The organism is Paraburkholderia sp. Ac-20336 (assembly GCF_017105025.1).
Lineage (GTDB): Bacteria > Pseudomonadota > Gammaproteobacteria > Burkholderiales > Burkholderiaceae > Paraburkholderia.
In genome coordinates this window covers 15,995-30,830 of sequence record NZ_JAAGPS010000093.1, presented here as the reverse complement: position 1 = coordinate 30,830, position 14,836 = coordinate 15,995, and the positions used below count along the sequence as shown (strand labels likewise).

Genomic DNA, 14,836 nt, shown 5'->3' with positions numbered 1-14,836 from the left:
AGGCGCTCGACGGCCGCTATCCGCTCGTGCGCGGGTCCACGCGCGATGCCGCGCCCGACGATTTCGGCCGCCTGCTCGGCCCGGGCGGTTTGATCGACGATTTCTTCCAGAAGAACCTGGCGATGCTGGTCGATATGTCGGGGCCGCAATGGCGCTGGCGCAGCGGCGCCGAGACGCTCGGCATCCCCGTCGAAGTGCTCGGCCAGTTCCAGCGGGCGGCGCAGATTCGCGATGCGTTCTTCCGCGCGGGCGGGCGCGACGTGTCGGTGCGCTTCGAGGTGAAGCCGCTGACGATCGATCCGTCGATCACGCAGTTCACGCTCGACATCGACGGGCAGCAGATGGTCGTCAAACCCGACACGCCGCAGTCGATGGTGTTCCAGTGGCCGAGCGGCAAGGGCACCGGCCAGGCGCACGTCGAGTTCACGCCGGCGGGCAACGCGCCGGCGGCGCGGGCCGACGGACCGTGGGCGCTGCTGCATCTGATGGACGATGCTCATCTGCAACCGACTTCGCAGCCCGACCGCTTCCGGTTGAGCTTCGAATCGGATGGCCGGCGCGCGGCCTTCGAACTCGCGGCCAGCAGTATCGTGAACCCGTTCCGCCGCGCCGCGCTCGAGCAGTTCCGCTGTCTGGACCGGTTATGAGCGAGGACGCATCGGCCGCGCCCGGTTTTTTCGGCAAGGTGCGCACGCATGGCGATTTCGTCGCGCGTCGCTTGCCGGCGGAGTTCATGATGCCGTGGGACGAGGGCTTGCAGAACGGCATGCTGCTCGGGCGGCAGCGCTTCGGCGCGCAGTGGCTGCCGTTGTATCTGAACGCGCCGGTGTGGTGTTTCGCGCTGGCGGCGGGCCCGTATGGCCCGCATGCCTGGGCGGGCGTGCTGACGCCGGGGGTGGACCGGGTGGGGCGCTATTTTCCGTTCACGATCGCGCAGGCCATCGAGGCCGCCGAACTCGAACGACGGCTGGCCGATGCGCAGGCCTGGTATGACCGGCTGGTGGCATTGGCCCTGTCGACTCTCGCGCCGGAGTTTACGCTCGATGGCTTCGACGCGGCGGTGCGCGCCGAGCGCTGGTGCAACGAGGGGCGCGAAGCGATGCCGTGGCGGCTGGCCATACCCGATATACCCGACGCACCCGATGCATCCGACGGCTTCGCCGCGCTGCTGGTCGAAACCGTCGCCGCGGGACGGAGCCTCTGGTGGAGCGACGGGTCGCCGGCCGTGGCGCCGTCCGCGCGACTGTGCGCGGGCGCGACGAGCGGCGCGCAGTTCGCGAGTCTGCTCGACGCCGGCAGGGATGAATGGGACGCGGTGACCGCATTGATTGCGCACGCGGGTGCGTAGCGATGGCATCGCCGCGTCGAATGGGTGCCGGATGGATGACGGATGAGTAACGTATAAGGTGACGGGTTTCAAATTGGCTTCCCGTCATTCGTCTTTGAAGGATGAAGCTGCCCCGCAACGGGGTCCGTCCATGTTCGCCGACGGTCCGCGACGAGGCGCTGGCGGCCTCGCGATCCGATGGCCGGTCAATTCCGCGGAGATTTCCGTATGTCACGCCTGACACATTCTGCTTCCGGAACCCGCGCGCGAGGCGCGGTTCTGGTTGCCGCGCTGTGCGCCTTGTTCTCGCTGTGCGCGGCCGCGCGAGCCGCCGAACCGGTGATGAAAGAGCAGGACATCAACGAGCAGTCGGTCACGCGGGCGCTCGAACCCGCGCAGTCCGGCGGGCCCGACGACAACATCGTGACGCGCGGCTTCGTGCTGTCGAACAAGCCGCCCGCAGGCGCGCCGCGGCCCGCGCCGGCGAAAACGCCTTCCGCGCAAATCCTCATCACGTTCGCCACCAATTCGGCCACGCTCACCGATAGCGCGAAGGCCGCGCTCGACAAGGTCGCCGGTGCCTTGCAGTCCGAGAAGCTCGCGGCCTACCGGTTTCGCGTCGAAGGGCATGCCGATCCGCGCGGTTCGGCAGATGCCAATATGAAGCTCTCGGAAGACCGTGCCGCCGCGGTGGTCGAATACCTGACGCAGAAAGACGGCATCGCCTCCGAGCGGCTGTCGTCGGTCGGCAAGGGGTCCGCCGATCCGCTGAACCGGCGCAATCCGACGGCGCCCGAGAACCGCCGCGTGACGATCGTCACGGTCACGGATTAGACACTGTCGGGAGGCCGCCGATGACGCGCTATCGCGGGTATTGCGCCCTCGCGAGACGGGCGGCGCTGCTGTTCGTGACGTTCGCCGCGTTCGCGCTTGCCGTGGACATGCACGCGCCGGCGCGTGCCGCCGATGGCCCGGACGGATCAGGCGAGTCGAGCGGATCGAACGCAGCGGGCGCGCGCTCATGGCCCGCGCTCGCCGTCGATGGCGACACCGGGGCCATCCGTCTGCCGCTGGGCCAGCTCGAAGCCGCGCTGGTGTCCGATGCGCGTCTGCAATTGTTCACCGTGACGGATCAGCCCGGACTCCATGTGATGCAGGCCGCCAGCCTCGCGCAGCAGGGCGCCATGTTTTCGCGCGTGGTGGCCTTGCTCGAGAGGCGCGACATGCCGCGCGACCGCGTGGTGTCGGCGGCGGCGCTGGTGGCTCACGCTCGGCGCTTCGGCACCGATCCGGCGGGACTGACGGCGGGCAACAACTTCAGCACCGTCGAGCTGACGCATTTTTTCGAACTCGCGCGCGAGCAGGGCGTGGTGCTGAATCAGGGCGAGCGTACCTTGCAGGCGATTCTGGTGCGATGGCGTTTGATCCGCGAGGAGCAGGGCGTCTGGAAAGCGGCGAGTCCGCGCGATTTTCTGATCACGATTCCGGGGCTCGGTCCCGCACCGGGCGGCGAGACGATCAACGCCGCGGTCAGGGCGGCAATCCTCAGTCACGAACTGGGGCATTGGCAGTACTTCTCGAATAATGCCTACGCGCACGCATGCCGTTCGTTCTGGTGGCGGGAATTGAGCTACGAGGAACGCGCGGAGTTGACCCGGCAACTGGCGAACCTCGGCTACGATCCGAGCGACCGCATCGTGATCGACGAGATGCAGGCGTATTTGCTGCATACCCCCGTGGCTTATATGCCGATCGTCGATACGCCGGGGCCGGATGGCATCGACGTCGGCAAGGTGCGGCGGCGCTTGCAGGAGCGGGTGGCGCAAGGGGGCGAGTAAGAGGGTAAAAGCGGGGGAGCAGAAGCGGCACGGGAGAGTAGCAACACGCCGCCGGCGCGCGGAGCGCGCGAGCGGTGCGATCCGCAAGGCCGGACCTCTCGCGACGATTGTTATGGAGTACAGCACATGGCAAGCGACACTTTTACCGCCGACGATTTCGTCGATCGATACATGAACCTCCAGGCCGGCAGCAGCGAATGGCCGACGAGCGTGTCGTTGAACAAATACATGATCGGCGCGGACTATTCGAGCCCGAAAGCGCAGGCGCGCGCGGCGGTGCGAACGGCGGCGCTCAAGAAGCATCTGGGTCCGAAGGACAGCGCATTTGCGCGGGCCAATTGCGGCAAGGTTTCGCCGGACGACTGCGAGCATATTCTGACGCTCGCGGTCGACTCGGGCACGGTCCAGCCCGAGAATATCCAGGCATGGGCCGACCGGAATCTCGGCGTGGATTGCACGGGCTTCGTCGTGGCCTTTTACGATGCGCTCGGGATCATGGATATCGAGCGATATAGCGGCGGCGCGAGTTGCTTTACCTTTATCAACAAGGCCAAACATAACCATCGGCCGCCGGGCGAGAGCCCGCTGATCTGGGAGCTCGACGACGTGCAGCCGAGCGACATGATTTTATGGATGAACGATGCGCAGGTGGAGACACGGTCGCCGGGGCACATCGCGCTGATCTACGACGTCGATTGTCAGCAGGGCATTCTTTATACGGCGGAGTCGAATGGCGCCGATGACGGCGAAGGACACTACGGCCCAAAGATTTCAGAGCGCATCTGGAACGGCCGCAACAAGGACCGCGGGCCGCATTATCTGCAACTGGGCAAGTCGGACAAGGTCATTATCGTCCGCCCGCCGCCGATGTTCGGCTAGGCGGGAAGACCGTCTCGTTTTTCATCCTTGCGTGAGCGTTTTTTTCGTGCGGGCCGCCGGGTTCGGCGGCCACGCTACGCGGCCACGCTCATGTTTCGCAGCTCATGTTTCGCCGCTTATTATGTGGCACCGTTCTGGCGCTTGACCGCCTTGGTGACCTCATCGCGCAGCGTGAGAGTCATGCCGGTGATGATGTAGAAGCCGTTGCGCCATTCCGGGTCCAGCGCCTGCGTCGCGTCGATTTGTGCCTGGGCCCGTTCGGTCGCGGTGCCGCCTCGCGCGCTGACGCGTTCGTAATGGCAGGCGGTAAAGAACAGCATGCCATTGGTTGCACGGGCGACGATGCGCCGCGCGCCGCGATTGCGCACACCCGGCGTGGCGACCGTGTACTCGAGATACTTGCCGTTGGGGAGATCGCCGAAGCGGTTGCCGAACGACGAGCCGTCTTTCCCCGGATAAGGAAAGGGCCCATCCGAAATGATCAGGTCGATCGTGCGGCGGGCTTCGGGGGGCAGGCAATCATAGTCGATCGAAAAAAGCGCGTTCCCCATGTTGCCGCCTCGTCCGAGCATGCCTTGCTTGCGCATGCCTTGCTCTTCGAGTGCATGATCGTAGTGGGTCGTGGTGACGGGTCCGGGCATGGGCCTGATCCTCGCATGAAGGGCACAGTGGCGAAAGACGGATTGACATAGGGAAGACGATTCGTAAGTAGAAATTTTGAAGACGTTCGAGGCGCAAGATGCGCGGTGTCGTCAACGATTCGGGTTCGCCGTTTTTTTTGCCGTTTTTCTGCCTGCTTTTCTGCCTGCTTCCTGCGTTGTCTTTTGCGCGGCCTCTTGCGCCGTTTCGGCCATCCTGGTGGTCTCCTCGAAACGCCGGTTCGCTTCGGCCACTTCCGCGCGAAAGCGCTGCAACGCGCTCAGCGCGAGATCGGGCGGCGTGAGCGCGGCCCATAGCACGTCGATCAACTGATCCGCGGTCGCGTCGATATCGATCTGCCGGTTCGTCAGCGTCGCGTCCCACAGCACGTGCTCCATCGGGCCGAATACCATCGAGCGCAGCAGGCGCAGCGGCATGTCCGCGCGAATCTGTCCGCTTTGCTGGCCCTCGGCGAGCACGCGCATCAGCGGTGCGGTGTAGCGGCGCTGCAATTCGGTCAGCGCTTCGCTCAACTCGTGATGACGCGCGCGGCCTTCGGACAGCACGAGCGCGCACAGGTCCGTGCCGTTCACGAGCATCAGCCGCACATGCATGCGCACGATGAACGCGAACTGCTGGCGCACGCTGCCGTCGCGCGGCAAGCCCGCTTCGATCGCCTCGATGATCTCGTCGTACCAGTCGCCGATCACGCGCGCGCAGAGTTCGCGCTTGCCGCGAAAATAGCTGAACACGGTTGCCTCGGAAATGCCGAGGCGCTGCGCGATTTCGGCGGTCGTCGCGCGCTCGTAGCCTTTGGCGGCGAACACGTCGCGCCCGGCCTGAAGAATTTCCTTCACGCGCTGTTGCGACTTGCGCCCGGCCGGCTCGCGGCGCGAGACGGGCAATCGGGTCTTTACGGCAGCGGTCATATGAGTCGGATTCAGATTTGTGACGCCGCTTGGCGCGGAAGATAAAGGGTTGATGCCTGATTGTCGCGATACTAGCACCTAATTGGCGCCCGATGCCGGTTCGTAAATTTCTGAGTCACGCTCAAAAATACCTATTGACGCATACGTCAATCTGGCGTGAAATGCGCGTTGATACGTTTGGGCGTGCGATGCGCGTGGTTTGGGCGTGCACAGCGCGAGCCGCGCCCGGCCGCCAATGAACTCAGGAGATACCGCAATGCGCAATCTGCCCGGTTTGCAGTTCCCGCTCGGCGAAGAAATCGAAATGCTGCGTGACAGCATCGCCTCGTTCGCCGCCAAAGAAATCGCGCCGCGCGCGGCGGAAATCGATCGCACCGATCAGTTCCCGATGGACCTGTGGCGCAAGTTCGGCGACCTCGGCGTGCTCGGCATGACCGTCGCCGAGGAATACGGCGGCGCGAACATGGGCTATACCGCGCATATGGTCGCGATGGAGGAGATTTCGCGCGCGTCGGCCTCGGTGGGTCTTTCTTACGGTGCGCATTCGAATCTGTGCGTGAACCAGATTCATCGCAACGGCACGGACGCGCAGAAGCGCCAGTATCTGCCGAAGCTCGTCTCGGGCGAACACGTCGGCGCGCTCGCGATGAGCGAGCCGAACGCGGGCTCGGACGTCGTCAGCATGAAGCTGCGCGCCGAGAAGAAGGGCGACCGCTATGTGCTCAACGGCACCAAGATGTGGATCACGAACGGTCCCGATTGCGACACGCTGGTGGTCTATGCGAAGACCGATCCCGAGGCGAATTCGCGCGGCATTACCGCGTTTATCGTCGAGAAGGGCATGCAGGGTTTCTCGGTCGCGCAGAAGCTCGACAAGCTCGGCATGCGCGGCTCGCATACGGGCGAACTCGTGTTTCAGGACGTCGAGGTGCCGGAAGAAAACATTCTCGGCCAGCTCAACGGTGGCGTGAAAGTGCTGATGAGCGGCCTCGACTACGAACGTGCGGTGCTCGCGGGCGGCCCGACCGGCATCATGGTCGCGGTGATGGACGCGGTCGTGCCGTATATCCACGACCGCAGGCAGTTCGGCCAGTCGATCGGCGAATTCCAGCTGATCCAGGGCAAGGTCGCCGATCTCTATACGACGCTGCAGGCCTGTCGCGCGTATCTGTACGCCGTGGGGCGCCAGCTCGACACGCTCGGTAGCGGGCACGTGCGCCAGGTGCGCAAGGACTGCGCGGGCGTGATTCTCTATACCGCCGAAAAAGCGACGTGGATGGCCGGCGAGGCGATCCAGATTCTCGGCGGCAATGGCTATATCAATGAGTATCCGGTCGGGCGTTTGTGGCGCGATGCGAAGCTCTATGAAATCGGCGCGGGCACGAGCGAGATTCGTCGCATGCTGATCGGGCGCGAGCTGTTTGCCGAGACTTTGTGACGCAAGTGCGCATGCGTTGCGGCGTCATGGCGTGCTTGTTGGCCCATAAAGTCGGCCCTAAAGTCGGCCCATAAAAAGCGGCAACCTGGAGTCACTTCATGCCGATCATCGAATCCAAGCTGAACCCGCGTTCCGACGACTTTCGCGCGAACGCGGCGGCGCTCGAAGCGCTCGTCGCCGATCTGCGCGCGAAGGTCGAACTGCTGGCTCAGGGCGGCGGCCAGGCCGCGCGCGACAAGCACACGAGCCGCGGCAAGCTGCTGCCGCGCGAGCGCATTGCGCAGCTGCTCGACCCGGGTACGCCGTTCCTCGAATTCTCGCAACTGGCCGCCTACGGCATGTACAACGACGACGCGCCGGGCGCGGGCGTCATCACCGGGATTGGCCGCGTTGCCGGGCAGGAGTGCGTGATCGTCTGCAACGACGCGACGGTCAAGGGCGGCACCTACTATCCGGTCACCGTCAAGAAGCATGTACGCGCGCAGGAAATCGCCAGCGAGAACCGCTTGCCGTGCGTGTATCTGGTCGATTCGGGCGGCGCGAATCTGCCGAATCAGGACGACGTGTTCCCCGATCGCGACCACTTCGGCCGCATCTTCTACAACCAGGCGAATCTGTCGGCGGCCGGCATTCCGCAGATCGCGGTCGTGATGGGTTCGTGCACGGCGGGCGGCGCCTACGTGCCGGCGATGAGCGACGAGTCGATCATCGTGAAGAACCAGGGGACGATTTTTCTCGGCGGCCCGCCGCTCGTGAAGGCCGCGACCGGCGAAGTGGTCAGCGCCGAGGACCTCGGCGGCGGCGACGTGCATACGCGCCTTTCGGGTGTCGTCGATCATCTCGCGCAGAACGACGCGCATGCGCTTGCGATTGCGCGCAGCATCGTCGGCAATCTGAATCGCGTGAAGCCGGTGCCGCTCGTGTTGCAGGAGCCGAAGCCGCCGCGCCATGACGTGAAGAGTATCTACGGCGTGATTCCGGTCGATACGAGAAAGCCTTTCGATATCCGCGAGGTGATCGCGCGCATCGTCGACGACTCGGCCTTCGACGAATTCAAGGCCCGCTACGGCACGACGCTCGTGTGCGGTTTCGCGCATATCTGGGGACATCCGGTCGGCATCGTCGCGAACAACGGCATCCTGTTTTCGGAGTCGGCGCTCAAGGGCACGCATTTCATCGAGCTGTGCTGCCAGCGCAAGATTCCGCTCGTGTTCCTGCAGAACATCACGGGCTTCATGGTCGGGCGCAAATACGAAAACGAAGGCATCGCGAGAAACGGCACGAAGATGGTGACGGCCGTGGCGACGGCGAAGGTGCCGAAGTTCACGGTCATCATCGGCGGCTCGTTCGGCGCGGGCAACTACGGCATGTGCGGCCGCGCGTATTCGCCGCGTTTCCTGTGGATGTGGCCGAACGCGCGCATCTCGGTGATGGGCGGCGAGCAGGCCGCGTCGGTGCTGGCCACGGTCAAGCGCGACGGCATCGAGAGCCGGGGCGGCGCGTGGAGCGCCGAAGAGGAAGAGGCGTTCAAGCAGCCGATTCGCGAGCAATACGAGCATCAGGGGCACCCGTACTATGCAAGCGCGCGTCTGTGGGACGACGGCGTGATCGATCCGGCGCAAACGCGCGACGTGCTCGGTCTCGGCCTCTCGGCCGCGATGAATGCACCGATCGAAGACACGCGCTTCGGCGTGTTCAGAATGTGATGGCGCGCCACGACGCGATGATGCGGGAAAGCCCGGTAAAGGAGCACAACGCATGCAATACGAAACGCTGAAGTTCGAAGTGGCCGGCCAGGTTGCGACGCTCACGCTGAATCGCCCGGACGTGCGCAACGCGTTCAACGAAACGATGATCGCCGAACTGACCTCGGCATTCACCGCACTCGATGCGCGCGACGACGTGCGCGCGGTCGTGCTGGCCGCGAACGGCAAGGCATTCTGCGCGGGCGCCGACCTGAACTGGATGAAGCAGATGGCCGGCTATTCGGACGACGAGAACCGCGCCGATGCGATGCGGCTCGCGAACATGCTGGCGGCCGTGTACCGCTGCAACAAGCCGGTGATCGCGCGCGTGCAGGGCGACGCCTACGCGGGCGGCATGGGCCTGATCTCGGCCTGCGATATCGTCGTCGCGGTGGACAGCGCGCATTTCTGCCTCTCCGAAGCGCGGCTCGGCCTGATTCCGGCCACGATCGCGCCCTACGTGATTCGCGCGCTCGGCGAGCAGGCGGCGCGGCGCTATTTCGTCACGGCCGAAGCGTTCGACTGCGCGACCGCGTGGCGTCTCGGTCTGGTCAGCGAAGCGGTGAGCGCGGCGCAACTCGACGCGAGCGTCGCGCAACTCGCGCAAACGCTGTGCGCGAACGGACCGCAAGCGGTGCAAGCCTGCAAGCGGCTCGTGCAGGACGTCGCGGGCCGCGAACTGAACGACGCGCTGATCGAAGACACCGCCGCGCGCATCGCGCGCACACGCGCCGGCGCGGAAGGCCGCGAAGGCATCGCGTCGTTCCTCGACAAGCGCGCGCCGTCCTGGCGCGGCTGACACAGCAACCCGGCGCCGAACCGCACACTTCATCGAGACACTCATGTTCAACAAGATCCTGATTGCCAACCGGGGCGAGATTGCCTGCCGCGTCGCCGCGACCTGCAAGCGGCTCGGCATCGCGAGCGTGGCCGTCTATTCCGACGCGGACGCCGATGCGAAACACGTCGCCGCCTGCGACGAAGCGGTGCATATCGGCGGCTCGACGGCGGCGCAAAGCTATCTGCGCATCGAGCGCATCATCGAGGCCGTGCGCGCGACCGGCGCGCAGGCCGTGCATCCGGGCTACGGTTTTTTGTCGGAGAACGAAGATTTCGCGCATGCCTGCGAAGCGGCCGGCATCGTCTTCATCGGGCCGCCGGTCGGGGCGATTGCCGCGATGGGTTCGAAGGCCGCCGCGAAAGCGCTGATGCACGCGGCCGCGGTGCCGCTCGTGCCCGGCTATCACGGCGACGATCAGGACCCGCGCCTTTTGCAGCGCGAAGCGGATGCGATCGGCTATCCGGTGCTGTTGAAGGCGAGCGCGGGCGGCGGCGGCAAGGGCATGCGCGTGGTCGAGCGCAGCGCGGATTTCGCGGCCGCATTGCTGTCGTGCAAGCGCGAGGCGGCGAGCAGTTTCGGCAACGATCGCGTGCTGATCGAAAAGTATCTGACGCGGCCGCGTCACGTCGAAGTGCAGGTGTTCGCGGACCGGCACGGCGGCGCGGTCTATCTGTTCGATCGCGACTGCTCGGTGCAGCGGCGTCATCAGAAGGTGCTCGAGGAAGCGCCGGCACCGGGTCTTGCCGCCGACATCAAACGCGCAATGGGCGAAGCGGCCGTGGCCGCCGCGCGCGCGGTCGACTACGTCGGCGCGGGCACGGTCGAATTCATCATGACCGGCAGCGGCGAGTTCTATTTCATGGAGATGAACACGCGCCTGCAGGTCGAGCATCCGGTCACGGAGATGGTGACGGGGCAGGACCTCGTCGAATGGCAATTGCGCGTGGCCGCGGGCGAGGCGCTGCCGCTCGCGCAGCCGCAACTGAAGCTCGACGGCCACGCGATCGAAGCGCGCATCTATGCCGAGCATCCGGCGCGCGGCTTCCTGCCGTCCACGGGCACGCTCAGGCATCTGCGCATGCCCGAGGGCGTCGAGTTCGCGATCGACGCGGCCGGTCTCGGCGAGCCTGGCCGCAAGGCGCCGGTGCGCATCGACAGCGGCGTGCGCGAGGGCGATACGATCACGCCGTTCTACGATCCGATGATCGCGAAGCTGATCGTGCACGGCGCGACGCGTGAGGAAGCATTGACGCGTCTCGCGCGTGCGTTGCATGCGTGCGAGGTCGTCGGGCCGCATACGAACGTCGAGTTCTTGCAGCGCATCGTCGCGAGCGAGCCGTTCGCGAACGGCGATCTCGACACGGGTTTGATCGAGCGTCATCACGATGCGCTGTTCGCGCCGGTAAAAAAGCCCTTCAGGGAAGCACTCGCGCTCGCCTGCGCGGCGCTGCTCACGCGCGAGGGCGGCATCGCGCACGGTGCGTCGCCGTGGGATGCGCTGTCGCATTGGCGGCTCAATAGCGGCTATACGCAGACGCTCGGCTGGCGCGCGCTCGACGACGGCGGCCAGCACGCAGGCAGCGAGGCGTTCACGGTCGGGTTCGCGCGCGACGGCGGCACGCAAACGCTCGAACACGACGGCGTGCGCGAAAGCTTCACGTGGTCGGCTGGCGCGGGCGCGCACGAATTCCGCGCGACGCTTGGCGACGCGCGCGTGACGGGCCGCGTGTTCGTCGACGGCGACACGTTCCATGTGTTCTGTTATGGCGAGGCGCTTGCGTTCGAATGGCAGAACCTGCTCGCGCATGCCGCCGACGCCGAAGGCGGCGAAGGACGTCTGACCGCGCCGATGCCGGGCAAGGTGATCGCGGTGCTGGTCGAGGCGGGAGCGGTGGTCGAGAAGGGCGCGCCGCTGATCGTGATGGAAGCGATGAAGATGGAGCACACGATCGGTGCACCGGCGGCCGGCACGGTCGCCGAAGTGCTGTATGCGGTCGGCGATCAGGTGGACGATGGCGCGCAGCTTCTGGTGCTCGACGTGCAGCAGTAAGCGCGCACCTGGGAGAAACGCTTAAAGCAAGGCGAGTGTAAGAAGCGGCGCCGCGCGCTTCGCTTTCGCGCGGGCCGCTGCGTGCGGTGACACTGTGCCTAATGTCTGACCAAACGGAATTCGTCGAGATCGAGCCGTACCGATTCGGTCGGCACGAACTTCCATCTCTGCGCGGCAACCGAAAGAATTTCCTGCTGCGCATCCTCGAATGCGACGAGCAGGTCCTGCTTGCGCCGGCTCGCCGCGCCGCAGAACTTCACGAGCGCATCGGCGCTGACCTCGAAAATCTGCGCGCGATCGTCGCAGCACACGCGGAACGCGACTGTCGCGCATTCCGTGACACAGGGCCGGAACCCTTCATCGACATAGACCGACATGGCGAACTCCTTCGGACGCCTGAATCGACAGGATGACAAACCGCGCCTGCCTGGTCTGTGGGTGAACCGGCATTGACGGCGAAATGCCCGGCGCCGCGTCACGCGCGACGACCGGCTGCTAGTGAAAGATTGCCAGAAGCTGGCTCGGCGTGCAGAGCGCGCACAGCCGATTTTTGCTCAGAGGATGCTTAAAAAATTCGCCGTGAAGTGAGCGCTGAATCGCGCCCGCGCCATGCATGGGCCGCACATGGGCCACGGAGATGGCGCCCGGCATGATTTCGTCCGCACGGACTTCGGCAAACTTCATTCTGCGCCGAAGTCATTTCATTATGATTATTCGCGCGGCCGGTGCACAGGACGGTGTCACGACGGCGTCATGCTATGTCTGTTTTCGGTCAGGCTTCGGCACGGCGCGCGGTGGCCGTCCGCATCACCGCGCGAAAACGTCGGCCCGTTATCGGGCGGTTCGTTACAGGTTCTTCGCCGCAACGAGCGCGCGTCGTGCCCATTCCTCGTAGCCGAGCGCGGGGATGCGAAAGTCATTGGGCAGTTCGATGGAGACCGGCAGGCCGGCGGGCGTGCTCGACAACAACGCCTTCAGGTCGATGCCCCCTTCGCCCGGCAGCAAACGTTCGTGACGCGCGGTATGGATCACGCTGTCCATCGTCGGCGGAATGCCGGCCGGGCAGTCGCATAGCTGGAGATAGTGCAGCAGATCGCCGGGTAGCGCCCGCAGGTCGTCGAGCGACGTATTGGAGCGTTCGAAGTGCACCACGTCGATCAGGATGCCCGCATTGGCCGGCCGGCCCGCGAGCTTGACGATGCGCTGCGCGTCGGCGGCATTGCGGACCGTCGACCAGGGCATGAATTCCAGATCGGCATTGAGCCCGAACGGCCTGGCCGCCTCGCAGAACCTCGCATAGGAATCGGCGAGGCGCTGCTCGTCGGGATCGCCGCCACCGACGAGAATGCTGCGCGCGCCGAGTTCGGCCGCCGTTTCCAGAAAGCTGCTGTAGTGGTCGACCGAAAACGTTCCGTACAGCCACACGATCTCGACGTCGAATACCTGCACGCCGGTGTCGCGCATGCAGGCGAGCGTCTCGCGCAACATGTCGCGATCGTTCATCAATGGGTAGGCCGGGGCGCCGGGCAGCGCGGGAATCAGGCGCAGGCCGACGCAGTCGTAGCCGGTGCGGGCGGCAACGCGTATCGCATCCGCGGGGGCGAGATGCAATACCGTGAGGTGGGCTAAGGAATACTGTCTTTCCATGATGTCCTGTCGATACCTGAAGTCTGCGAGGGTCGGCACGTGCCATGACGTAGCATGGCGCGATGCCACGCTACGCCACGCGATCGTGCCGGCTCAATCGGCTGAGTTCGTGATGGCCGCGCCGCGCGGCAGGAAGAGGAACAGCAAGGCGCCGAGGAACGTCGTGAACGCCAGCGCAACCGTGCCAAGGTCGGCGGAACCGAACAGCGATACCGTGATCGAGCGGATATTGGGCGCGAAGAACCCACCGAGGTTGCCGATCGCGTTGACGGCGGCAATGCCGGCGACGGCCGACATCCCGCCGAGATATTTGGTCAGCGACTGCCAGAAGATCGGCTGCGACCCATAGAGGCCCGCGAGCGAGAAGCACAGCGCGGCCACCGCCAGCGTCGGCGAATGCGAGAGCGAGCCGAGCAGGCCGATGGCGGCCGCCACGAGGCCGGCGGCGCCCCACCAGCGGCTGCGCTGGTATTTGTTGGCGAGCGAGGGCAATACCAGCACGGCGATCAGCGCGCAGAACCACGGCAATGCCACGATCACGCCGACCAGTGCGCCGGTGTTTTGTCCAATGAGCTTCGCGACCTGCGAGGGCATGAAAAACTGGATCACGGTATTGGTCATCACGATCAGAATGTACGTGATGATGAAGCGCAGCAGTCCGACGTCGCGCAGGCAGGCCAGTATGCTGTGCGGGCCCGCCGCGATCTTTTTGCGTTCCTCTTCCTCGATGGCCGCCGTCAGTGCGTTGCGTTCGCGCTGATCGAGCCACGGTGCGTTTTGCGGTTTGTCGCTGAGATAGAAAAACGCCCAGATGCCGACCACGACCGAGGCGAGCCCCTCGATGACGAACATCCACTGGTACGCCTCAAGACCGAGATGCGCACCGATGCCGAGGATCGCGCTGGAGATCGGCGCGCCGATGACGAACGAGAGCGGTGTGCCGCAATAGAACAGCGCGATGATCGGCAGACGCCATTTCGCCGGGAACCAGAAAGTCAGGAACAGGACCATGCCGGGGAAGAACCCGGCTTCGGCCGCGCCCAGCAGGAGCCGCTGGAGATAGAACGAGACGTTGCCGTTGATGAAGGCCGCGCCGGTGGAGATGATGCCCCAGGTGACCATGATCCGGCACATCCAGATCTTCGCGCCGAAACGGTTGAGGCCGAGATTGCTCGGTACTTCGAAGAGAAAATATGTGATGAAAAACAGCCCGGCGCCGAAGGCATAAGAGGCGTCGCTGATGCCCGTCGCGTCCTGCAGATGCGCTTTGGCGAAGCCGACGTTGACCCGGTCGATGAACGCGAGGACGAACATCAGCAGCAGGAACGGCACCAGCCTGTTTCTAGCCTTGACGACCGCGCGCTCGAGGGTTTGGGCCTGCTGCATCGCGTCGCCGGCAAACGATCCGACATTGACGTCTGACATATGCTGTCTCCTGAATTGTCATGGGCCTGGGTGTGCGGCATGCCGCAGCGCAAGACCCGGCTCGCGACGCGGCATGGC

Annotated in this window: 15 protein-coding genes; 9 read left to right on the top strand and 6 right to left on the bottom strand. The window is 65.1% G+C overall.

Annotation, left to right across the window (positions count from 1 at the left end; translation table 11 throughout):
- The 5 genes from GXB81_RS22330 to GXB81_RS22310 all read left to right on the top strand — a co-directional run.
- Positions 1-647 (top strand): type VI secretion IcmF C-terminal domain-containing protein (locus GXB81_RS22330; RefSeq protein ID WP_277396801.1); only part of this gene is annotated, 647 nt, incomplete at its 5' end.
- Positions 644-1,348, top strand: a complete 705-nt coding sequence (gene tagF / locus GXB81_RS22325) for a type VI secretion system-associated protein TagF (RefSeq protein ID WP_205990341.1) — start codon at positions 644-646, stop codon at positions 1,346-1,348. The genes GXB81_RS22330 and tagF, both read left to right, overlap by 4 nt.
- Positions 1,349-1,555: 207 nt before the next feature.
- A complete protein-coding gene (locus GXB81_RS22320) occupies positions 1,556-2,161 on the top strand; it encodes an OmpA family protein (RefSeq protein WP_205990340.1) in 606 nt (201 codons plus the stop codon).
- Positions 2,162-2,181: 20 nt separating this feature from the next.
- Positions 2,182-3,165, top strand: a complete 984-nt coding sequence (locus GXB81_RS22315; protein ID WP_205990339.1) for a hypothetical protein — start codon at positions 2,182-2,184, stop codon at positions 3,163-3,165.
- Between the two features lie 126 nt (positions 3,166-3,291).
- A complete protein-coding gene (locus GXB81_RS22310) occupies positions 3,292-4,044 on the top strand; it encodes a hypothetical protein (RefSeq protein ID WP_167039881.1) in 753 nt (250 codons plus the stop codon).
- Positions 4,045-4,163: 119 nt separating this feature from the next.
- Here GXB81_RS22310 and GXB81_RS22305 read toward each other — a convergent pair whose 3' ends face one another.
- Both GXB81_RS22305 and GXB81_RS22300 read right to left on the bottom strand, forming a co-directional pair.
- A complete protein-coding gene (locus GXB81_RS22305) occupies positions 4,164-4,631 on the bottom strand; it encodes a ribonuclease domain-containing protein (RefSeq protein WP_167039883.1) in 468 nt (155 codons plus the stop codon).
- Positions 4,632-4,796: 165 nt separating this feature from the next.
- The gene (locus GXB81_RS22300) at positions 4,797-5,612 is read right to left on the bottom strand and encodes a TetR/AcrR family transcriptional regulator (protein ID WP_240162942.1); all 816 of its coding nucleotides are present in this window, start codon (positions 5,610-5,612) and stop codon (positions 4,797-4,799) included.
- Between the two features lie 256 nt (positions 5,613-5,868).
- Here GXB81_RS22300 and GXB81_RS22295 point away from each other — a divergent pair, with 256 nt between their 5' ends.
- From GXB81_RS22295 to GXB81_RS22280, 4 genes are all read left to right on the top strand, one after another.
- The gene (locus GXB81_RS22295; protein ID WP_167039884.1) at positions 5,869-7,050 is read left to right on the top strand and encodes an isovaleryl-CoA dehydrogenase; all 1,182 of its coding nucleotides are present in this window, start codon (positions 5,869-5,871) and stop codon (positions 7,048-7,050) included.
- A gap of 98 nt (positions 7,051-7,148) precedes the next feature.
- Positions 7,149-8,756 (top strand): carboxyl transferase domain-containing protein, encoded by a 1,608-nt coding sequence (locus GXB81_RS22290; protein WP_205990338.1) that lies wholly within the window; start codon positions 7,149-7,151, stop codon positions 8,754-8,756.
- Positions 8,757-8,808: 52 nt separating this feature from the next.
- On the top strand, positions 8,809-9,594 hold the full coding sequence (locus tag GXB81_RS22285) for an enoyl-CoA hydratase/isomerase family protein (RefSeq protein WP_205990337.1): 786 nt from the start codon (positions 8,809-8,811) through the stop codon (positions 9,592-9,594).
- Positions 9,595-9,637: 43 nt separating this feature from the next.
- A complete protein-coding gene (locus tag GXB81_RS22280; protein ID WP_205990336.1) occupies positions 9,638-11,686 on the top strand; it encodes an acetyl/propionyl/methylcrotonyl-CoA carboxylase subunit alpha in 2,049 nt (682 codons plus the stop codon).
- 98 nt (positions 11,687-11,784) lie between these two features.
- On the opposite strand, the gene GXB81_RS22275 is transcribed toward GXB81_RS22280, so the two are convergent.
- From GXB81_RS22275 to GXB81_RS22260, 4 genes are all read right to left on the bottom strand, one after another.
- A complete protein-coding gene (locus tag GXB81_RS22275) occupies positions 11,785-12,063 on the bottom strand; it encodes a DUF1488 family protein (protein ID WP_167039890.1) in 279 nt (92 codons plus the stop codon).
- A gap of 118 nt (positions 12,064-12,181) precedes the next feature.
- Positions 12,182-12,370, bottom strand: a complete 189-nt coding sequence (locus GXB81_RS22270; RefSeq protein ID WP_205990335.1) for a hypothetical protein — start codon at positions 12,368-12,370, stop codon at positions 12,182-12,184.
- A gap of 162 nt (positions 12,371-12,532) precedes the next feature.
- On the bottom strand, positions 12,533-13,333 hold the full coding sequence (locus GXB81_RS22265) for a sugar phosphate isomerase/epimerase (RefSeq protein ID WP_205990334.1): 801 nt from the start codon (positions 13,331-13,333) through the stop codon (positions 12,533-12,535).
- A gap of 93 nt (positions 13,334-13,426) precedes the next feature.
- Entirely contained in the window at positions 13,427-14,758 is a 1,332-nt protein-coding gene (locus GXB81_RS22260) for an MFS transporter (RefSeq protein WP_241016472.1), read from the bottom strand.
- Positions 14,759-14,836 lie beyond the last annotated feature (78 nt).